At 61.7% G+C, this 19417-nt stretch carries 19 protein-coding genes and 2 pseudogenes; 10 read left to right on the top strand and 11 right to left on the bottom strand.

What is annotated here, in order from left to right; all coding sequences use genetic code 11:
* The first annotated feature begins 6 nt into the window (after nt 1–6).
* The 4 genes and pseudogenes from V2B23_RS01915 to V2B23_RS01900 all read left to right on the top strand — a co-directional run.
* Complete coding sequence (locus V2B23_RS01915) at nt 7–426, top strand: hypothetical protein (RefSeq protein WP_430948768.1); 420 nt, start codon at nt 7–9, stop codon at nt 424–426.
* Between the two features lie 68 nt (nt 427–494).
* Nucleotides 495–1160, top strand: coding sequence for a HEAT repeat domain-containing protein (locus V2B23_RS01910; RefSeq protein ID WP_430948767.1), 666 nt, complete (start codon nt 495–497; stop codon nt 1158–1160).
* A 16-nt stretch (nt 1161–1176) separates the two neighbouring features.
* A complete protein-coding gene (locus V2B23_RS01905) occupies nt 1177–2190 on the top strand; it encodes a HEAT repeat domain-containing protein (protein WP_430948766.1) in 1014 nt (337 codons plus the stop codon).
* Nucleotides 2191–2364: 174 nt separating this feature from the next.
* A pseudogene (locus V2B23_RS01900) lies at nt 2365–2724 on the top strand (amino acid permease); the annotation flags it as partial.
* A gap of 91 nt (nt 2725–2815) precedes the next feature.
* On the opposite strand, the gene V2B23_RS01895 reads toward V2B23_RS01900, so the two are convergent.
* The 3 genes from V2B23_RS01895 to V2B23_RS01885 form a co-directional block, all read right to left on the bottom strand.
* Entirely contained in the window at nt 2816–4189 is a 1374-nt protein-coding gene (locus tag V2B23_RS01895; RefSeq protein ID WP_430948765.1) for a DUF222 domain-containing protein, read from the bottom strand.
* 115 nt (nt 4190–4304) lie between these two features.
* Nucleotides 4305–5477 carry an FAD-dependent oxidoreductase gene (locus V2B23_RS01890; RefSeq protein WP_430948764.1) on the bottom strand — a complete coding sequence of 391 codons (1173 nt, stop codon included), beginning with the start codon at nt 5475–5477 and terminating at the stop codon, nt 4305–4307.
* Nucleotides 5478–5502: 25 nt separating this feature from the next.
* Nucleotides 5503–6207: a TetR/AcrR family transcriptional regulator gene (locus tag V2B23_RS01885; RefSeq protein WP_430948763.1), complete on the bottom strand. Its 705-nt coding sequence runs from the start codon at nt 6205–6207 to the stop codon at nt 5503–5505.
* 163 nt (nt 6208–6370) lie between these two features.
* Between V2B23_RS01885 and V2B23_RS01880 the strand changes: the two genes are divergently transcribed.
* Together V2B23_RS01880 and V2B23_RS01875 are read left to right on the top strand one after the other, a co-directional pair.
* Nucleotides 6371–6730, top strand: a complete 360-nt coding sequence (locus V2B23_RS01880; protein WP_430948762.1) for a PadR family transcriptional regulator — start codon at nt 6371–6373, stop codon at nt 6728–6730.
* Nucleotides 6731–6798: 68 nt separating this feature from the next.
* Nucleotides 6799–7428: a hypothetical protein gene (locus V2B23_RS01875; RefSeq protein WP_430948761.1), complete on the top strand. Its 630-nt coding sequence runs from the start codon at nt 6799–6801 to the stop codon at nt 7426–7428.
* On the opposite strand, the gene V2B23_RS01870 is transcribed toward V2B23_RS01875, so the two are convergent.
* Genes V2B23_RS01870 through V2B23_RS01850 form a run of 5 tightly spaced genes read right to left on the bottom strand, consistent with a single transcriptional unit; the run spans nt 7382 to nt 12081 of the window.
* On the bottom strand, nt 7382–8392 hold the full coding sequence (locus V2B23_RS01870; protein WP_430948760.1) for a hypothetical protein: 1011 nt from the start codon (nt 8390–8392) through the stop codon (nt 7382–7384). The two genes, V2B23_RS01875 and V2B23_RS01870, sit on opposite strands and share 47 nt — an antisense overlap.
* A gap of 58 nt (nt 8393–8450) precedes the next feature.
* The gene (locus V2B23_RS01865; protein WP_430948759.1) at nt 8451–9440 is read right to left on the bottom strand and encodes a malate dehydrogenase; all 990 of its coding nucleotides are present in this window, start codon (nt 9438–9440) and stop codon (nt 8451–8453) included.
* A gap of 53 nt (nt 9441–9493) precedes the next feature.
* Entirely contained in the window at nt 9494–10123 is a 630-nt protein-coding gene (locus V2B23_RS01860) for a hypothetical protein (protein WP_045067991.1), read from the bottom strand.
* Nucleotides 10113–11384, bottom strand: coding sequence for a histidine--tRNA ligase (gene hisS / locus V2B23_RS01855; RefSeq protein WP_430948758.1), 1272 nt, complete (start codon nt 11382–11384; stop codon nt 10113–10115). Before hisS ends, V2B23_RS01860 begins: the two co-directional genes overlap by 11 nt.
* Nucleotides 11385–11400: 16 nt before the next feature.
* The gene (locus tag V2B23_RS01850) at nt 11401–12081 is read right to left on the bottom strand and encodes an MBL fold metallo-hydrolase (protein WP_430948757.1); all 681 of its coding nucleotides are present in this window, start codon (nt 12079–12081) and stop codon (nt 11401–11403) included.
* Nucleotides 12082–12247: 166 nt separating this feature from the next.
* Here V2B23_RS01850 and V2B23_RS01845 point away from each other — a divergent pair, with 166 nt between their 5' ends.
* From V2B23_RS01845 to V2B23_RS01830, 4 genes and pseudogenes are all read left to right on the top strand, one after another.
* Complete coding sequence (locus tag V2B23_RS01845) at nt 12248–13120, top strand: peptidylprolyl isomerase (RefSeq protein ID WP_430948756.1); 873 nt, start codon at nt 12248–12250, stop codon at nt 13118–13120.
* Nucleotides 13120–13920 carry a peptidylprolyl isomerase gene (locus tag V2B23_RS01840; protein WP_430948755.1) on the top strand — a complete coding sequence of 267 codons (801 nt, stop codon included), beginning with the start codon at nt 13120–13122 and terminating at the stop codon, nt 13918–13920. The genes V2B23_RS01845 and V2B23_RS01840 overlap by 1 nt, the downstream gene beginning before the upstream one ends.
* 90 nt (nt 13921–14010) lie before the next feature.
* Nucleotides 14011–14175, top strand: a pseudogene (locus V2B23_RS01835) (flavodoxin domain-containing protein); the annotation flags it as partial.
* A gap of 29 nt (nt 14176–14204) precedes the next feature.
* Nucleotides 14205–14513, top strand: coding sequence for a hypothetical protein (locus V2B23_RS01830; protein WP_430949189.1), 309 nt, complete (start codon nt 14205–14207; stop codon nt 14511–14513).
* A 71-nt stretch (nt 14514–14584) separates the two neighbouring features.
* Here V2B23_RS01830 and V2B23_RS01825 read toward each other — a convergent pair whose 3' ends face one another.
* The 3 genes from V2B23_RS01825 to V2B23_RS01815 form a co-directional block, all read right to left on the bottom strand.
* Nucleotides 14585–16999, bottom strand: a complete 2415-nt coding sequence (locus V2B23_RS01825) for a RelA/SpoT family protein (protein WP_430948754.1) — start codon at nt 16997–16999, stop codon at nt 14585–14587.
* A 96-nt stretch (nt 17000–17095) separates the two neighbouring features.
* The gene (locus V2B23_RS01820) at nt 17096–17647 is read right to left on the bottom strand and encodes an adenine phosphoribosyltransferase (protein WP_045067526.1); all 552 of its coding nucleotides are present in this window, start codon (nt 17645–17647) and stop codon (nt 17096–17098) included.
* Nucleotides 17648–17682: 35 nt separating this feature from the next.
* Nucleotides 17683–19416: an ABC transporter substrate-binding protein gene (locus V2B23_RS01815; protein ID WP_430948753.1), complete on the bottom strand. Its 1734-nt coding sequence runs from the start codon at nt 19414–19416 to the stop codon at nt 17683–17685.
* Nucleotide 19417: the final 1 nt, after the last annotated feature.

Below are 19417 nucleotides of genomic sequence, written 5' to 3'. Positions count from 1 at the left end.
TCAGTGATGAATCTCGTTCGCCGACTAGCCATCTGCTCGGCTGTCGTGATTGGTTCGGCTCTGGCGCCGGTAGCCACCGCGTCCGCTGCCGTGACGGTTCCGTTCCAAATCAACCCAGCTCCCTTCGGAAACCCGAACGGCAGCTTCGACGCACCCTCGGTCCGCTGTGTGGCCGTGGTCGGCGAACAATCTGGCACGGTGACGATCACCGGAGGCAAAGAGAGCCGGTGGGGATGCCTGCTCTCGTCGGAAGTGCGTTGGTTGAACCTGTCGACCGGGGTTTCTGGAACTGCCCTACTCTCGGACGGACTCAACGGCTTCCCGTCCGAGGTGACACTGCAGACCGGGACCGGGCAAATAGCCGTCGCGGTCATATCCACGACCGGAACAATTACACCTGGTGGCGCAACGTTCTACGTTCCGTAGGAGATCGGCGCGGCACTCCTGGCTTGACCTTGACACAGTGACAACCACTCAAATGGTCGACGAAGGAGGTGGTTGTCGTGAACACAACCAACAACGGTGGGTCGAATACTCACCTCGTCGACGCGCTGACTGCGACCGACTCGTCGGACCGGCTTCAGGCTGCACTTGCTGCAGGTACGCGGGGCGATCGGGGCTTGATGGAAGCCCTTGTCGATCGGTGCGCCGTTGAACCGGATTTCTTTGTCCGCGACATGCTTACCTGGGCATTGTGCCGACTCCCCGCCGAAGTCACAGTGCCGAGACTGATCGGCGAGCTCGAATCCGACACCGTCCAGGCCCGCAGCCAGGCGCTGCACACCCTGTCCAAGATCGGGGATCGTGGTTCCTGGCCTGCCGTGATAGCACTGCTGCATGACGACCACGACGAGGTCGCGCGCAGCGCCTGGCGGGCGGCAGTGGCGCTCGTCCGACCGGACGACGAGGCCTCGCTCATCGCCGACCTGTCCACTGAACTCGGACGAGGCGACACGGACATGCACCTCAGCCTCAGCCGGGCGCTGGTGAGTCTCGGAGATTCCGTCCTACCGATCCTCGACGCGGCTGCGACAAGTCCCGATCCGAAGATTCGCGCACATGCAGTTGCGACAAAGCGGCTTTACTTGGATCCCGACAGCGGCTTCACCCTCGCAGTGGAATTGGCGCATCGTGTCGCAATCGTCGGGCCGCACACGTAGAGAACAGGGAGTAAAGATGTTGATCGGCGAAGTCTCGCGGCAGTCCGGTGTCAGTACGCGAATGTTGCGTCACTACGACGCCTTGGAACTGGTGAAGCCCACTGGCCGCACGTCCGGCGGCTACCGCGAGTACTCAGCCGACGACATCCGCCGGCTCTTCCATGTCGAGAGCCTGAGGACGCTCGGGCTCTCGTTGGACGAAACCAGACGCGCACTGGACGAGCCTGATTTTGCTCCCGCCGATCTGGTGGGAGACCTCATCAAACACACACGTCAGCGCATCGCAGCCGAACAGGAACTACTTACGAAACTCGAACGCGTCGACGCCACAGCGCCGTTGGCGTGGGAGGACGTCTTACGAATGGTCACCATGTTGCGCGCGCTCGAGTCTGAGTTTGCGGCCCGCCGTCAACAAGCAATCCTGAATCAGGACGGCAATGCGTCGTTGCCCATCGACGCATTGGTCGCGGCAGCGTTGACGGAAGACGATCTCAATGTCGCTGGTGCGCTGCAGTGGTCGTTGGCCAGGGCCGCCGGCCAGGGAGTCACAAATCTGGCCGTCGGCCTCCAGTCTCAGGAGGTCGACGTCCGGCGCCGCGCCGTTGCTGCAATTGCCGCCGTGCATACCGCGGAGGCAACGACACATCTGAGACAAGCACTCGAGGATCCCGACGCCACCGTCCGCTCACGCGCGGCTCTCGCACTTGGCGCTCGGGGAAGCGTCGACGCGATCCCCGCCCTCCTCGAAATGGTGTTTGCCGGCCGGCGCGACGTCGAGGCGGCCGAAGTTCTGGGCGTATTGACGGACGTCTCACCATCACCCGACACCATCGTCGATCAAATGCACACCAAGCTCGACAGCACCGACGATGCACCAACGCGGTTGCGAATTACTCAGGCGTTAGCCGAGATTCCCGGTCCAGCGGCACTCGGCGCTCTCGCCCGACTGACGCAGGACGACGATCGAACGATCGCGGCCACTGCGGCTGCGATTTTATCCACCCAAGAGCACAGACATAGACAGCGTTGACCGCCAGTTGCCGAGATGCAGTGAAAACAAAGCCCCACAACATATTCCCGGGCCAAATCACGTTTATCCGGATTATTCCTGGGAAGGCCGCGATTCCCGCGCGTCAGTTGCGTTGGCGTGACAGTGCGAAGAACACCTTCGGGACACTCTCTTCAGAGATACGAGGTCACCACGGTGACAAAGTGGCTTGCAGATGACCCGACCGCCGACAATGTCTCACGACGCGCCGACTACGAATCCGAACTGAAGCGGACTCTGAACTCATTTCAGATGTTCGCGATCTCGTTTGCGTTCATCTCCGTGGTAATCGGCGTCTTCGGAAGCTACGACTCCGTCCTTGCCAACTCAGGACCAGTCGGGATCTGGTTATGGGCCATTGCAGTGCTCGGGCAAGTCCTGGTGGAATTGGTGTACGCACAATTTGCTGCCCGCACTCCGCTCAGCGGGTCTTCCAACCAATGGGCCTCGCGACTGGCAAACCCCAAGGTGGGCTGGGTATTCGGCTGGCTGGCAGTCTGGGCGTTAACGATGGGTGCGAGCCACTAGCGCATGCGTGTGGGCTTCGCATCGTCTTTGCTGGTGATGCGAAGCTTAGGCGCGGTATGTAGTTCCGGCGCAGCCGGATTTAGTCTCGGTGGACTGGGCCTTGGCGGGTGGTGGAGCGGCGGGGTCGTTGTTTCGGGTCGATCACCGACGGTGGGATGAACCAGGGTTTATGATCATCGCCTATTTTGATTTCCCAGATGCCGCGGAACCCACTGGTGCTGTGGATCAATCGGTGGTGATTTCGGCAGAGCAAGGTGAGATTGTCCATCACCGTCAAACCGCCGGTTGACCACGGCTTTATGTGGTGGGCGTCGCACCAGGCGGGTACGGCATCGCAGTTGGGGAAGGCGCAGCCTTTGTCCCGGGCGATCAGTGCCGTCCGCTGTTCTGCTGTGACGAGGCGTTTATGTGGAGTTGCATCGAGCGGTGCGCCCTTACCGTCCATCAACACGGTCGAGAGCATGCAATCGCACGCGAGCATCCGGGTCAGGCTCACGCTGAGTGGTCCCATCCAGGGCATGTAGCCGACGTCAAGATCCTCGAAATCTGGCTCATCGTCATCGAACGCACCGCCGTAGAACTCGCCATCGTCCCCTGGTGCGGTATCCCTGCGCATCGCGGCGCATTCGCGATGCTCGGCAAGATCTTTCGCGGTGATATGCACATTCACATGCGGACGCTGACCACCATCAACCCCGGTAACAGCATTGTCGAGATAGCGGCGGATAAGTTCGGTGAAGGCGTCGGCGGTGCGTTTAGCAGCCGATCGCTGATCCGGAGTTCCGTCCGCAGCCGGTTTCGGCATCGACAACTTCGAAAGCGCCGACAACAACATTTCACCGGTCAACGCATCGAAATCACCCTTGATGGCAACCCGACCGTTGAGCGTCGGCGAAATCCGCAAGACATTGAGATCATCGTCCTCACCGGTCGGAGTCTCGTCGGATTCGAAAATCCGCTCCAAAACCGCAATCGCACAGCGAAGCTTAATGGTTGTGGCCTCCACCCCCGACGCGGCAGCAAGAAGGGTTGCCATGCAGGACGGTAACGCACTGTCGGGCATCCCTTTTGGTGGTGATTCGCAGAACGCGACGATTATTGCCGCATGATCGAACGAGAGATCACCGGCCTCGAACTGAGCAGCAATGTCCGGAAACCCTCGCAGTGCGGCGCCGAGGGCAGCGATCTTGTTACCGGCCACATTCTGCAGCATCGTGTTTGCCGCCAACCACCGCCCCACACCCCGATAGCACAGCACCTGCTCATCCGGATTGAGTGCCAACGCGTCGACCGCGGCAACCCGAATCGCCTCCAACCGAAGAATTTCCGCAGATGCACTGACTGCAACGTCACGAACATCGGCCGGGCGCAAGCGCCACAACCTTCCGCGCACACCCGCAGCCGAACCGGCTACAACATCCCCCACCGAAACGAAATCGCTCACCGTAGTCATCAAGGCCTCCCCACCCGTGACCTTAATTATACTCGAACATCTATTCGAATCAAGGGGGATATCGGGCAGGTTTCGGAACGATAGTCACTCGAGAGCCATTGATGCACAGCAATATTCATGTAGAGGTTGTAGCGCCCGCTGCCTCCTGCTCGTCGAAGCCTGCAAACATGTCTACAAGCCCCTGCGGTGAGTTTTCACTGAAGAGAATTTCGAGGCTCTCGGCAGATTCGGCAGCAGCCTTGGCCGCCCGCGGAAATAGGTCTGCTTCGTAGGCAGCGAGAGCAGATTCGATGTCACCGGAGTATTCGGCGACGGCCAGGGCGAGCAACGCACCGTCGTACATCGCAAGATTCGCGCCTTCTCCAGCGAAGGGCGACATCACGTGCGCGGCGTCGCCAAGGAGCGTGACGCCAGGGACACGCTTCCAGGAATGATTGATGGGGAGGGCAACGATGCGGCGCGGAGTCAAGCCGGTGTCGGCACGGGCAATCAAGTCACGAAGGGAGTTGTCCCATCCGTCGAGCAATGGGAGAATCGCACTCGTCGCTGCGGAGACATCAGTGAAATCGATAGTGTCGAGCCAATTCTCGTCGGCCCGGACGCCCAAGTAGCTGTGCAGACTGCCATCGCTTTCGCGGTGGCCCAGGATTCCGACGTTTCCGCGGAATGCAAAGAGCATGCCACCGCCCATGACCGCAGCCGCCGAGGGGTGACGCTCATCGGCGTCGAGCAGGTCGGCTTCGATGAAAGAAATCCCGCTGTACGTCGGCCAGGCGTCAGAGACTAGTGAACGGGTTCTCGACCAGGCGCCGTCGGCACCGATGAGGAGGTCGGTGGTGATGCTCCCACCATCCGCAAAGGAAACCTCGTGGCGACCGGCCACACCCTCGACTTGACGGATCCGGGTGACTTTGTGCCCCCAATGGATAGCTTCGTCAGGCAGAGAATCTATGAGCATGTCGCGGAGGAGGCCACGGTCTACCTCGGGCCGCGAAAGAGTGCCGCCATCAGCCTCTTCCCGAAGGATGGTGCCGGTGTGATCGAGTATGCGCATTGCTTCGCCGCCGCGATGAATCAAGGCGCTGAAGGGGTCCCACAAACCGGCGGCGCGTATGGCCTTCTGGCCGTTGTGGTCATGGATATCGAGCATGCCGCCTTGGACTCGGGTGCTGCGGCTGGGCTCGAGCTCGAACACGGCCGACGTGATGCCGTGAACATGAAGGACGCGGGCAGCGATGAGGCCACCGAGTCCCCCACCGATGATCGCAATGGGGTGGTGAGTAATCATGATGCTCCTCGAAAAGTAGTTTCAGTCAGGGCGATTCATGGTGTGTGAACGATGTCGGAGTGGCGGCGATACCGCCAATGAGAGCTCGTATCGACCACGTCATGCGTTCGGTGGGTGTGCCGCCGAGAATCGCATCGGCATGTGCCGCGATGCTGGGAAGTTCCTTGGGGTCGGCACTCCGAACCGCGCGCACAAGTCCTTCCCACGCCGCCTCGTCGTCAACGGAAGCGTCGATGTCACTCGAACTGGGCGTGCTGTGCTCGGCGGCAGCCGCGGTGGCGTTCTGCAGCAGAAGATCAGCACCCCAGGCCGCACGCGCTGGATCAACCCCGCCGTCGATCAAAAGCCCAAGTACGCGATCGAATATCCGGAGCGAATTCGGACCAGACGGCCTGAGCACGAGCGCCGATCTCGCCAGGCCGGGAAACGCGAAGAGAACGTCTGCGTAGTCACGCAGTAGCGTCACCAGCTGAGCTTGCCAGTCCCCATCCGGGGTCACATCCAGTGTTCGAACGAGTTCGTCGAGGACCCAGCCATGCAGTTCGGCAGTGTTCGCGACGTAGACGTACAGCGCGGACGGACCGGTGTCGAGCGCCTGCGCGACACGACGCATGGTCGCCTTCTCGAGACCTTCAGCGCGCACGATCTCGATAGTCGCGGCGATAATCCCCTCGCGCGAAAGTGCAGGTTTTGCCGGTCGTTCACGGCGACTGCGGTTGGGAGTTGGCATACCGAAACCCTACACGAACATGTTCGTTACGAACATGTTCGTAACGAACATGTTCGTGAGCATGCCCGCCGAACGGCCAACCTGGGACATAACTCCCGCCTCACGCCAACCCTGCCAGCTCAGTACCTTGTAAAGCCAACTACCGACTGCTACCTTGCTGTACATGAGTGTGGTAGAACGACGAAGCTTGATCCTTCGCGGAGTACTGGACCTGTGCCTTCTCTCGCTCCTGCGGGATCGGCCGGTCTACGGCTATGAACTCACCGAACGCCTTGCCGAACGCGACCTCCTCGTTTCCGGAGGTTCGTCCTATCCCCTCTTGGCCCGACTGGAACGCAACGGGCTCGTCCGTTCGGAGTCTCGTCCCTCGTCATCCGGCCCGCCTCGCAAGTACTACTCCCTCACGACGGAGGGAGTAGATGCACTCGAATCCGGCCGGGATGAATGGCGCGATGTGTCTGCCAACGTCACTTCCCTTCTGGAGTCCGCCATCACCGACGCAACACGAAGGGCACCACAGTGAACACAACCATCGATTCACCCACAAATGATGTCCCGACCGACGATATGCAACGGCGAACGATTCTTCGCATGGCCAACAGAATCTGGAGAAATGCAGCAGTTCGACCAGCCGACCGCAAGACACTCGTGGCCGAGCTGGACAGCGAACTCCGTGGAGCGTGTGCCGAAGGACTCGATTCCACCGCGGTGGTCGGCGAGGACGCCCCGGAAACCCTCCGAATGTGGGCGGACGAACGCCAAATGAATGGCCGCGCGCACCGATTGGGCCTGATTATTCCGGTTGCACTACTCGCAGTGGCAATCGGACTGAGCGGCACGCTGGGCGTACTGGCAGCGGCCTTCGCCAATGTCTATACCAGCAGCCCCGGACTGTTGGCCCTACCTCTCGCCGCGACAAGCGGCGCCCTGGCATATCTGTGTGCAGTCGTGAGCGTCTGGGTAGTACTACGGCGATGCGGCGACCCGCGCACTGCCGCGACAACCAAGCGACTGGCGATAGTACTACCGATCGGGAGCATTCTTGCCGTAGGCAGCGGAGTAGGCGCAGCTTGGCTGCTGAATTTCACCAATACAGCGTTCACGTTCACCGTAGTCGTTGCTGTCGTCGTTCTGATCCTCGCCCTTACCGTGGCTTCTGCCCGCCACCTTGCCCTCACACCAGGCCGCGGCGCCGATCTCGATCAACCACAACCGAGCTGATCCGGTCCACCGCTACGCCAGGATGCAAACGGCCACGAATATCCGCGAGCGATTTCTCGTCCAATTCGACGTCCCGCACCGTTATCGCCCAGTCGAACTCAGGCGTCGACCATCGGTGAACCACACCAACCCAACCGGGGTTCCACTCGAGTTCCGACCGACGACGCCGGGCGAGATTACCGCCCTTGAGTCCGGCCTCGAAAGCGCCAGAGTCTTCATCGATCGCGAACATCCGTTCGGGCGTCAGATCCATCGGAACCCGAACGCGCAAAACTTGATTCGTCACTTCGTGTTCAAACCACCGGCGCTTCTCGACCTCGCGCTGCTCGTGTTCCGCCATCCGTCGACGCTTGAGCTCTTCATCGCTGACCGAAGGCCCCGTCCAGCGAAATAGATCGTCGTCCAATTCGCCGCCGAGACTAAGTTCGGCAAATGAATACGAATATCCGACCGCGTCGACGCGCTGCGCGAGAAACATGCCGGTCTCTGCGTCAACCACAAGCTGCATCGGATGCGGCTTGCGTTCGGGTGGCGCCAGTTCAATTGCCCAACAGTCCCTCCCGAGATAGGTGACTTCTTCGGGAGGTCCCGTCGGCCGAGTAAAATCGTCACCGGTCCATTCGGTGGCACCGCGACGGTTGAACAGGAATTGCGCGGATCCGAGATATCGGAGGTTGTTGACGTTCCCCTTTCGGGGAGCATCCTGGTGGCCGGCAAAATCCCAGGCCACCACGCCGTCGGAGATGAACACCGGCGCACCGCTGGAGTTTTCGACACGCAGCTTCAGCCCGTGTCGCCAGATCCGAGCGCTGTCCGCGGCCCCGACAAACATCGGGACAGCCCCAACAACAGCAAACGATTCCGCTTGTGTCGAGTTCCCCGCATCACGTTCGACCACCGTGCCCTGCATAGGTAGATCGGGGCCGTCGGTGATCATCTGCAACACTTGCGTCCACGTGACCATACTGCTCACGTTACGGACGTGTCGGCGATGGTGCCGCTAAATCGGTTGCGAATCGAGGTCAGGCAAACCCGAGTTCGCGCACCGCGTTTCGTTCCTGTTCCAGTTCGTTCACTGAAATATCGATACGAGCGCGCGAGAATTCATCGATCGACAGCCCCTGAACGATGCTGTACTCACCGCCTGTGCATGTGACCGGGAACGACGAGATCAGGCCCTCGGGAACTCCGTACGAACCGTCCGACGGAACCGCCATCGACACCCAGTCCCCCTCGGCTGTTCCGCCGACCCAGTCGCGGACGTGATCGATCGACGCACTTGCCGCGCTGGCTGCTGACGACGATCCGCGGGCCGCGATAATCGCCGTGCCCCGCACCTGAACCGTCGGAATGAAATCGTTCTCCACCCACTCGCGGTCGTTGATCACATCGAGTGCCGGCTTCCCCTCGACCGTCGCATGAGACAGATCGGGATACTGGCTCGCGGAGTGATTACCCCAGATCGACACCTTGCGAACGGACGCTGCCGCCGCACCGGTCTTCTTGACCACCTGAGCTATGGCGCGATTGTGATCGAGCCTGGTCAAAGCCGTGAAGCGTACGTTCGGAACATCGGGAGCGTTGTTCATCGCGATCAGCGCATTGGTGTTGGCGGGGTTGCCCACCACAAGCAACTTCACGTCGGAAGCCGCATTGTTGTTGATCGCCTTGCCGTGCGCGGTGAAGATTGCGCCGTTGGCACTGAGCAGATCGGCGCGTTCCATACCCTTGCTGCGCGGACGGGCACCCACCAACATCCCGACGTTTGCGCCCGAGAACGCCACGTCGGGATTATCGGTGATGTCGATGGAGTCCAGCAACGGGAAAGCTCCGTCTTCGAGTTCCATCGCCACCCCCTCGGCAGAGGACACCGCAGAAGGAATTTCGAGCAGTCGCAAGCGAACGGGAACATCAGGCCCAAGCATGTCACCTGCAGCGATCCGGAATAGCAATCCGTAGGCGATCTGACCCGACGCTCCGGTCACCGTGACGGTTACTGGCGAAACACTCATTGCCGACTCCTCCACTTGCCGTTCTGCTTTCACTTCTGCGAACGACTTCCACGCTAGTCCAGCAAACCCGCCACTTCGTGGTCCGTGAGTGTGGTTCTCGGCACTCTCCCCGTTGCGCTCACCAGCTCCACAGCCCGGTACAGTGGCCGCTCCGCCAAACCGGCACCGCGCGCTTCCGCGCGCAATTGCTCGATCAGGACCGACGACAAGGCCGCCGCCGGTACCAACTCACTCGACGCCAAGGCGTCGGCCAGCTTGCGGAGCGCAAGGATCTCCAGCTCGCGCCCGCCCCCTGCGGTGTAGAGAGCAAGAGGAATTCGCACGCTGGATCGCGCGTCGGTCAACTTCATGCTGACTTCGCTGATCCGCCCGGTGCGCACCATGAGCTCGGCAGTGACCACCTCAGCCGCGTCGACCTCACCGGTGCGAAATCCTGCTTGCGCTCGAATCTTCTTGCCGTACAACGTGATGTGTCGACGCAGGGTCATCAAGATGGCAAGCGAAGTCGGCACCGCGATGATGAAGCCGACCAGCAGTGCCACCGTCGTCGAGGCAAAGACGCTTACGACCAGGCCGACCACAACACCGAGCACAATCACCGCGACGGCAATCCGCTTGAGTCTCGGTGCAATCAACGCGATCGGAACAAGATCGAGCGAAACCGGTTCTACGTCACGAGACAACGAGAGTCCCGAGCCTGCCGACGATCTCGTCGAGCGAGACCGACTCCTGCTCACCCGTCGCGAGGTGTTTGAGGACAACAACGCCTTCTTCGAGTTCACGCTCACCGAGGACAAGCGCAAAGGCCGCGCCGGACTTGTCGGCAGCCTTCATAGAACCCTTGACGCCACGATTTCCGTAGGCCAGATCGACGCGAATGCCGTTGCCACGCAACTGATGTGCAATGGCCACCAACTTGCCCTTGGCTTCGGATCCCATCGGCACACCGAACACATCGACGCGCGCCGGCGGAGCGACGGACTTGCCTTCAGCTTCGAGTGCCAGCACCGTGCGGTCGACACCGATACCAAATCCGATGCCGGACAACGGCTGTCCACCCAACTGCTCCATCAGACTGTCGTAGCGGCCGCCGCCGCCGATACCGGACTGTGCGCCCAGACCGTCGTGGACGAACTCGAACGTCGTCTTCGTGTAGTAGTCGAGGCCGCGGACCATGCGCGGATTGACGACGTACGGAACACCCAACGCGTCGAGGTGGCTCAGGACCTCGTCGAAGTGGGCCTTGCAGCTGTCCGACAAGTGATCGAGCATGAGCGGCGCATCTGCCGTCATCGCCCGGACATCGGGGCGCTTGTCGTCGAGGACACGCAGCGGATTGATCTCGGCGCGGCGACGGGTTTCTTCGTCGAGAGGCAGCGCAAAGAGGAACTTCTGCAGCAGCTCACGGTACTGCGGGCGGCACGTGTCGTCGCCGAGTGAGGTGATCTCGAGTCGGAAGCCGTCGAGTCCCAACGAGCGGAACCCGGCGTCGGCAATGGCGATGACCTCGGCGTCGAGCGCCGGATCGTCGATGCCGATGGCCTCGACGCCCACCTGCTGCAACTGACGGTAGCGGCCCGCCTGCGGACGCTCGTAGCGGAAGAACGGGCCCGCGTAGCTGACCTTGACGGGAAGTGTGCCACGGTCGAGGTTGTGCTCGATCACGGCGCGCATGACTCCGGCCGTGCCCTCGGGGCGGAGAGTCACGGAACGATCGCCGCGATCGGCGAACGTGTACATCTCTTTGCTGACGACGTCGGTCGACTCGCCCACACCGCGGGCGAACAGTGCGGTGTCCTCGAAGATCGGCAATTCGATGTGGCCGTATCCGGCCAGACGCGCGGCGCGCGTCAAACCGTCACGGACGGCAACAAATTCGGCGGATTGCGGCGGAACGTAATCCGGGACGCCCTTGGGTGCAGAGAAGGTGCTGGCTTTACTCACGAGTGGTTACTTTTCCTTATTTCTGTCCGCTGAGTCCAACGAGAAACGGATTGGAGCTTCTTTCGGCGCCGATGGAACTGTTGTCGCCATGCCCGGGGAGGATGACTGTCGCGTCGTCGAGGACCAGAAGTTTCTTCGCGACGGAGTCGAGCAATTGCTCGTGGTTGCCACCGGGAAGGTCACTTCGCCCGATCGAGCCCTGGAACAGGGTGTCGCCGGTGAAAGCCAGATCGACTGGACCTTCTGCAGTACCCGCCTGGGTGCGAAAGACAACAGATCCCTGCGTATGGCCCGGGGTGTGATCGACCGCGAAGGACATTCCAGCGAGTTCGAACGAGTCCCCGTCGGACAATTCGATGACTTCGTCCGGTTCGACGAAGGCCATGTCCTTGATGAAGTCCTTCATCGTCGGCCCGATTCCCCGGGCAGGGTCGGTGAGCATGTAGCGATCATCCGGGTGAATGTAAGCCGGCGCAGAGTACCGCTCGCAAACCTCACGCGCAGACCACATGTGATCGAGATGCCCGTGCGTCAGCAGTACGGCCGTCACCGACATGTCCTTGGAGTCGAGAAACTCGAACAGCGGCTCAGCAGCGTCCTGACCCGGATCGATCACCACACACTCGCAGGCATCGTCCTGAGCGAGTATGTAGCAGTTGGTCTGGAACATCCCGGCCGGAAAACCAGTTACGAGCACTTGAGGTAACTCCTCTTCGAAGGGCGAATCAGGCAACACGGTGTCACGTACAGCCTAAAGCTGCTGCCCCGCCAGTAAGTTCTCAGGTTGCAGTGGGAGACTTTCCGACAACTGAAGTTATACCGACCAGACGCAGTTCCACCCGTGAATATGGAGGACTCCAGCAGTGCCGAGTAACGAGCAGCGCCGCCAGGCGGCAAAACGCAAGCTCGAGCGCCAGCTCGAACGCCGCGCCGAGCGGGCGCGCAAGCGCAAGCAAATGACAATCGTCTACACGGCTGCTGGTGTCGTCGTGGCTGTTGCCGTCGTCGCCGGGATCGTCCTCCTTACCCGAGGTGACGACAACAACACCGAGAACACCGCTGACGACGCCACATCGACGTCTGAGCAGACTGCCGCCGCCATGCCTGCCGGTTTGCTCACGCCCTTGGCAGAGACCGTCTCCTGCGCTTACCCGACTGACGCTGCGCCGGCATCGAAGCCGAACAACCCGCCGCGCGCGGACGGTATCCCCACCACCGCACCGGATGCGACGCCAAGCATCAGCATGGAGACATCGCAGGGCAATATCGGCCTCGTACTCGATGGAACGAAGTCGCCGTGCACGGTCAACAACTTTGTGAGCCTCGCAGGTCAGAACTACTTCGACGCCACAACATGCCATCGCCTGACGACGAGCCCCTCACTGCAGGTCTTGCAGTGCGGCGACCCGTCGGGCACCGGTAGCGGCGGACCTGGCTACCGCTTCGACAACGAGTACCCGACCACCGCTTTCGACGCCGCCGATCCCGCCGCTCAGATGCCGGTGACGTACACCCGCGGAATGATCGCGATGGCCAACGCCGGCGCCGGCACAAACGGCAGCCAGTTCTTCCTCGTCTACGGCGACTCGCAGCTTCCGCCCGACTACACCGTATTCGGCACGATCGACGAGACCGGGCTTGCGACGCTCGACAAGATCGCGGCGGGTGGCAGCACTCCCGAGGGCGACGGCACGCCGAACCTCACCACCGATATCAAGACTGTAAGGATCGACTGATGAAACGCACGTCCCTTCTGATCGCGGCCGTCGGCGCCACCGCCCTCGTTCTCGCCGGATGTTCCAGCAACGACTCCACGAGCGATTCGGCGTCGTCGAGCACTCAGTCGAGCGCAAAGTCGACCACGAAGTCGGCGCCCTTGGACATGTCGCAGTTCGAGCAGCTGCCAGCCGTTCCGGCGCCCGCCGGTGCCACGGTCGACTGCACGTACGCTCCGGCGGCGGGTGCAGCAAAGACCGTGGACACGCCTACTGCCACCGGCGTTCCCGCCGAGGGCACCGTGAACGTGCAGTTGACCACCACCGCCGGACCGATCGGCATGGAACTCAACCGAACGGCTGCTCCGTGCACCGTCAACAGCATGGTCAGCCTGGTCGAGCAGAAGTACTTCGACGACACGCCGTGCCATCGCCTCGTCACCAGCCCGGGACTGCAGATCCTGCAGTGCGGAGATCCGTCGGGCCAGGGCACGGGCGGGCCGGGATTCGGCTTTGCCAACGAGTACCCGACCACCGTGTACGCCGAGAACGATCCGGCGCTGTCGTTGCCGGTCGTTTACCCGCGCGGCACTCTGGCTATGGCTCATTCATCACAGCCGGACAGCAACGGTAGCCAGTTCTTCCTCGTGTACGACGATTCACTCCTCCCGCCCGACTACACCGTTTTCGGGACCATCGACGAAGCCGGTCTGGCCACCATCGAGAAGATTGCCGCCGACGGTGACGACGGCAGCATGGGAGCCACCGGCGGCGGTGCCCCGAACACCCCGATCACCATCGAAACAGCAGTAGTCGCCTGATCTAGCAGCACCCAAAGGGGCGATACGAGAGATTCCTCTCGTATCGCCCTTTTCTGTTTTGTCTTACCGACAAAGCGGGATCATCACTGCATGAGGATTCTGATCGTAACAGCGAGCAAGCACGGATCGACCGCCGAGATCGGTGAGATTTTGGGCCGCGCGATCACTTCGGGGTTACGAGCACGGAATATCGAGCCTCAGGTCGATATCAAGAAAGCCCACGACGTCGACACGGTCGAAAGCTATGACGCCGTCGTTCTCGGCAGCGCGATCTACCTGGGGAAATGGCTCAAGGATGCGACCCGTCTGGTGATCGCGATCTCGATGCCCTGCAGAAGCGCCCGGTGTGGTTGTTCTCGAGCGGCCCCATCACCCCTGGTGACAACACGGATAATCTCAAGTGGATCAACACCCCGTGGGCTGTTGAGCACCACATGTTCGGCGGCAAACTCGATAAGTCGGTGCTCTCGTTCACCGAGCGCATTGCGACCAGAGCGGCTAAAGCAACCGAAGGCGATTTCCGATCGCCGGACGATATCGCTGCTTGGGCCGAAAGCATCTGTTCGAATCTCGCCGCTATCGCGGATCGGTGAAGGTCGAAGGGCTCACATAAACGACTGGCGCCGAGCAGGGAATCTGCTCGGCGCCAGTCGGCGTGAGAGAACTACGACGCCGATGTCACTCGATACACGTCGTACACGCCTTCCACATTGCGGACCACGTTGAGAACGTGGCCGAGATGCTTCGGGTCACCCATCTCGAAAGTGAACTTGCTGATGGCAACTCGATCACCGGACGTATTGACCGACGCAGACAAGATGTTGACCTTCTCGTCCGCCAACGCCTTGGTCACATCGGAAAGCAGGCGGTGACGATCGAGCGCCTCGATCTGGATGGCGACCAGGAACACCGACGACGCGGACGGCGCCCACTCGACGTCGATGATCCGTTCGGACTGGTCGTGCAGCGAATTGGCGTTGGTGCAATCGGTGCGGTGAACACTGACCGCGCCGCCGCGCGTCACGAAGCCCAGAATGGAATCGCCCGGCACCGGAGTGCAGCACTTGGCAAGCTTTGCCACCGTGCCCGGAGCACCGGGAACCAGGATGCCGGAGTCACCGGTGCTGCGAGTACGCACCGGCATGTTCGACGGCGTCGACCGCTCCGCGAGCTCTTCTTCGACTGCGCCGACGCCACCGAGATGAGCCACCAGACGCTGTACGACGTGATGCGCGCTGACCTGGCTCTCACCTACCGCGGTATACAGAGCGGAGACGTCCGGGTACCGGAGCTCGTGCGCGATCGTGCTCATCGACTCGGCATTCATCAAGCGCTGCAACGGAAGTCCGACGCGTCGTACTTCCTTCGCGATTTGATCCTTACCGGATTCGAGCGCTTCCTCGCGTCGTTCCTTCGCGAACCATTGACGGATCTTCGCCTTGGCCCGTGGCGAGACGACAAAGGACTGCCAGTCACGGCTGGGGCCCGCGGTGGCTGCCTTCGACGTGAAGACTTCCACCACCTCGCCGTTGTCGAGCTTGCGCTCGAGGGCGACCAGACGTCCGTTGACGCGGGCACCGATACAGCGGTGGCCCACCTCGGTGTGCACGGCGTACGCAAAGTCGACCGGCGTCGAACCGGCGGGCAAGGTCACCACGTCACCCTTGGGGGTGAACACGAAGATCTCCTTGACGGCGAGGTCGTAGCGCAGCGACTCGAGGAACTCCCCCGGGTCGGCCGCTTCACGCTGCCAGTCGAGTAGCTGGCGCATCCACGCCATGTCGTCGACCTCGGCGATGTCGCCCGCGTGCTTGCCCTTGGTCTCCTTGTACCGCCAGTGCGCGGCAATGCCGAACTCGGCCGTCCGGTGCATGTCCTGCGTACGGATCTGGACCTCGAGGGGCTTGCCCTCCGGACCGACGACCGTGGTGTGCAGCGACTGATACACGCCGTACCGCGGCTGTGCGATGTAGTCCTTGAACCGCCCCGCCATCGGCTGCCACAGCGAATGCACAACACCGACGGCCGCGTAACAGTCACGGACCTCGTCACACAGAATTCGGACGCCGACAAGATCATGGATGTCGTCGAAGTCGCGGCCCTTGACGATCATCTTCTGATAGATCGACCAGTAGTGCTTGGGCCGACCTTCGACCACCGCATTGATCCGCGACGCGGACAGCGTGGAGTTGATCTCGGCCCGCACCTTCGCCAGGTAGGTGTCCCGCGAGGGCGCGCGATCGGCAACCAGACGCACGATCTCGTCGTACTTCTTGGGGTGCAGGATCGCGAACGACAAGTCCTCGAGTTCCCACTTGACTGTCGCCATACCAAGCCGATGAGCAAGGGGCGCAATAACTTCGAGAGTTTCGCGAGCCTTGCGCGCTTGCTTCTCCGGCGGGAGGAAGCGCATGGTCCGCATGTTGTGCAGGCGGTCGGCAACCTTGATGACCAACACTCGGGGATCACGCGCCATCGCGATGATCATCTTGCGGATGGTCTCGCCCTCGGCGGCAGTGCCCAGGACAACCTTGTCGAGTTTGGTGACACCGTCGACCAGGTGCGCAACTTCGTCACCGAAATCGCGGGTCAACTCTTCGAGCGAGTAACCGGTGTCCTCAACCGTGTCGTGCAGTAGTGCGGCCACCAGAGTGGTGGTGTCCATTCCCAACTCGGCCAGGATGCTCGCAACAGCAAGCGGATGCGTGATGTAGGGATCGCCGGACTTACGACGCTGACTGGAGTGCCGTTCCTCCGCGACGTCGTACGCGCGCTGGAGGAGCGCAAGATCGGCCTTGGGGTACAGCTCACGATGCAAACTGACCAGCGGCTCGAGAACCGGGCGGATAGTGGCATTGCGCTGCCCTGTGATGCGCCGAGCAAGGCGAGCACGAACGCGGCGAGACGCCGACGCCGGTACGGCTGCACTCTGACCGATCCGATTGCCCGCTGTTTGCGACGAAGCGGAACTGTCGTCCGGAACTCCGGACTTCGATGGTGTCGTATCCGGAGCCGGGTTGGTACCCGATTCCTGCGACACTGCACCCGAGTTCTGTGATCGATCAAGATTCGACGTCATGTCGCCACCTCCTACCACCGAGTTGGTTAGGCAACCGCCCTGCAACGGGAAATTGCCCTGGAGGTCTACCAGACCCCCAGGAGCCAACTTTAATACTCAGACCTTGACCAGGGACGTCAGCGGGTACTTAACGAACCGATCTCGGCCCCGAAGTTCCTCGATCTCGAGCACCACTGCGACCGCGACGACGGTGGCGCCGGCCAGTTCCACCAACTGTACGGCTGCTTCCAATGTCCCTCCGGTAGCCAGAACGTCGTCGATGACCAAAACATTCCGTCCGGTGAGATCGAACCCGTTTGCCGGAATCTCGAGCGTCGACGATCCGTATTCGAGGCTGTAGGAACGTGAGAGAACAGGGGGCGGCAGCTTGCCAACCTTGCGCACCGCAACCACACCGGCGCCCATACGAGCGGCAGCACCGGCTCCGAGCAGGAAACCCCGCGCGTCGACGGCCGCGATCGTGTCCACGTCGGGTGCACACGCAATCAACCCGTCGAGAACAGCACTGAAACCTTCGGCGTCCGCGAACACCGGCGTCAGGTCTGCAAAACGCACACCCGGTCCCGGGAAATTGTCGGCCCACCGAGTCAACCGGACAACCGCATCCGAAGCAGCCAGATGCACTGCCTTCAACTCGTCAGATGTCATCCTTGTCCCACCCACACTGATTTCATTCGAAATCGTCATCTACGCAATACCCATCTGTCCATGTTCCACCCGCTGGCCGATCGAGTCGGATTGGCCACCACGGCACTCATTCCTTGAGCGACGGCAACAGTTCGCACCTGATTGAACAGAGGAATAGTAGGCACCTGCGTCCAGAGGATGTTCTCCGCCTCCACCGACAGTCCCAATTGCGCAGCTATTCCCGGATCGGTGTCCAACTGGTCGATGATCTGATCGACCCGCGCATTTCCGTAATCACCGAAATTCGAGGAGTTACCGGACCGCAGTGCTCCGCGCGCGTCGATCATGTCCGCCATACCTGCCGCACCCGCTTGCCCGGCGGTGCCGGCCAGGACTGCGTCGACGCCACCCGTGCGCAATGCATCCGGTGTGAAATCCGGGGAGCTGACGTCTTCGATCGTGACTCCGGCCGGTTCGCATGCGGCTTTCACGTCGGCCACGATTTGGGACCGCACGGGGTCCGGCGCCAGGTATCCGACACGTACGGTCAACTCGTCCAATCCGGCCTCGGACAACGAGACCTTGGTGGCTGCGACGTCCGCTGTGCTGTATCGATTACCGTCGGTCGCCGCGGCATCGCTGTACACCAGCGAATCGGGAACCACGAGACGCGAATCCACCGTTCCGGATCCGACACCGACTGCCGGCGCATCAGGGGTGCTTCCGTACTGATCGAACAACGTCGACCGAGGCACACAATGCCCGAAGGCCCGCCGCGCCGCTTCGTCGCCCAGAACCCCCGAGGTCGACAAGATGAATTGCTCGATGGACCTCGACGGAATCTGCTCGCTGGTGAAACCAGACAGCGAGCTGAGGTCCCCGGCCGAACCGGAACCGACGTCGATCACTTCGATCGATTGGTCGACAGCATCCTCGGTGAGGTCAACACCGCGGGGCCAGACCACGATGCGGTCAGTGGCCGGCGCATTGCCCCACCAGCGCTCGTTGGCGACCAGCACCAGCCCACCGTCTTCGGTGTAGTCCTCGACTCTGTACGGGCCAGAGGACGGCAATACCGACGTATCCAACTGGCCGGGCGTCATGTTCCACCCGGTATTCCAGAAATCGGCGATCTTTGTCAGTGCCTCCGTGTCATCCGAGTTCACGGCCTCCACCAGGTCTGGCACGCCGGCACGTTGCATCGCGATGTGCGACGGCATCAGTGCCGTCGCCCCGAACAGGGATCGCCACTCCGTGAACGCGCGGCCGGGCTTGAACACGACGGTCGCGTCTTTTGCACCGGGCTGGCACTGCACCCGGTCGATGTCGGAGTACCCCAACGTGTTGGCGACATCGAACATCGGCACGTCCGCGCCGTCGACGGTTTTCGTGAATCGGCCACTGGAGGCCGCCCACGTGAGAACCAGGTCGTCGCAGGTCAACGGCACACCGTCGGAGTACACGGACGAAGGATTGAGCGTGTACGACACGGTCAGCGCCTCGCCCGGCAACTGCGCCGCAGTACCGATGTCCGTGTCCGATACCGGAGCGCCGACCGGCCCGGTGAAGGTGAAGCCAGGGAGCACCCTACTGAGCGCCGCCATCGTTCCCGAGACGGCTCCCGCCGTCGTATTGCCGTTGTACGTGGTGATCGTGTTGTCGATTGCATATCCGATGGACGGAGCCTGCTCGGTGTTGTCCTCCGAGCAGGCCGCCAACGAACCTGTGACCACCGCGGTGGCAGCAACAAACGACAGTGAGCGAACTACTGCTCGCCTCGCTTGGAGCATG

Origin of the sequence: Rhodococcus sp. 24CO, from assembly GCF_050586165.1 — a bacterium.
Classification (GTDB): Bacteria; Actinomycetota; Actinomycetes; order Mycobacteriales; family Mycobacteriaceae; genus Rhodococcus_F.
The sequence above is the reverse complement of the archived record's forward strand: the minus strand, read 5'-3'. Positions and strand labels throughout refer to the sequence as shown.

Bases quoted from the DNA above. Each gene is read 5' to 3' on its own strand.
- V2B23_RS01915 (WP_430948768.1), top strand. From the start codon at position 7: ATGAATCTCGTTCGCCGACTAGCCATCTGCTCGGCTGTCGTGATTGGT.
- V2B23_RS01905 (WP_430948766.1), top strand. From the start codon at position 1,177: ATGTTGATCGGCGAAGTCTCGCGGCAGTCCGGTGTCAGTACGCGAATG.
- V2B23_RS01895 (WP_430948765.1), bottom strand. From the start codon at position 4,189: ATGACTACGGTGAGCGATTTCGTTTCGGTGGGGGATGTTGTAGCCGGT.
- V2B23_RS01890 (WP_430948764.1), bottom strand. From the start codon at position 5,477: ATGATTACTCACCACCCCATTGCGATCATCGGTGGGGGACTCGGTGGC.
- V2B23_RS01885 (WP_430948763.1), bottom strand. From the start codon at position 6,207: ATGCCAACTCCCAACCGCAGTCGCCGTGAACGACCGGCAAAACCTGCA.
- V2B23_RS01880 (WP_430948762.1), top strand. From the start codon at position 6,371: ATGAGTGTGGTAGAACGACGAAGCTTGATCCTTCGCGGAGTACTGGAC.
- V2B23_RS01875 (WP_430948761.1), top strand. From the start codon at position 6,799: ATGGCCAACAGAATCTGGAGAAATGCAGCAGTTCGACCAGCCGACCGC.
- V2B23_RS01870 (WP_430948760.1), bottom strand. From the start codon at position 8,392: ATGGTCACGTGGACGCAAGTGTTGCAGATGATCACCGACGGCCCCGAT.
- V2B23_RS01865 (WP_430948759.1), bottom strand. From the start codon at position 9,440: ATGAGTGTTTCGCCAGTAACCGTCACGGTGACCGGAGCGTCGGGTCAG.
- V2B23_RS01840 (WP_430948755.1), top strand. From the start codon at position 13,120: ATGAAACGCACGTCCCTTCTGATCGCGGCCGTCGGCGCCACCGCCCTC.
- V2B23_RS01830 (WP_430949189.1), top strand. From the start codon at position 14,205: ATGGCTCAAGGATGCGACCCGTCTGGTGATCGCGATCTCGATGCCCTG.
- V2B23_RS01825 (WP_430948754.1), bottom strand. From the start codon at position 16,999: ATGACGTCGAATCTTGATCGATCACAGAACTCGGGTGCAGTGTCGCAG.
- V2B23_RS01820 (WP_045067526.1), bottom strand. From the start codon at position 17,647: ATGACATCTGACGAGTTGAAGGCAGTGCATCTGGCTGCTTCGGATGCG.
- V2B23_RS01815 (WP_430948753.1), bottom strand. From the start codon at position 19,416: ATGCTCCAAGCGAGGCGAGCAGTAGTTCGCTCACTGTCGTTTGTTGCT.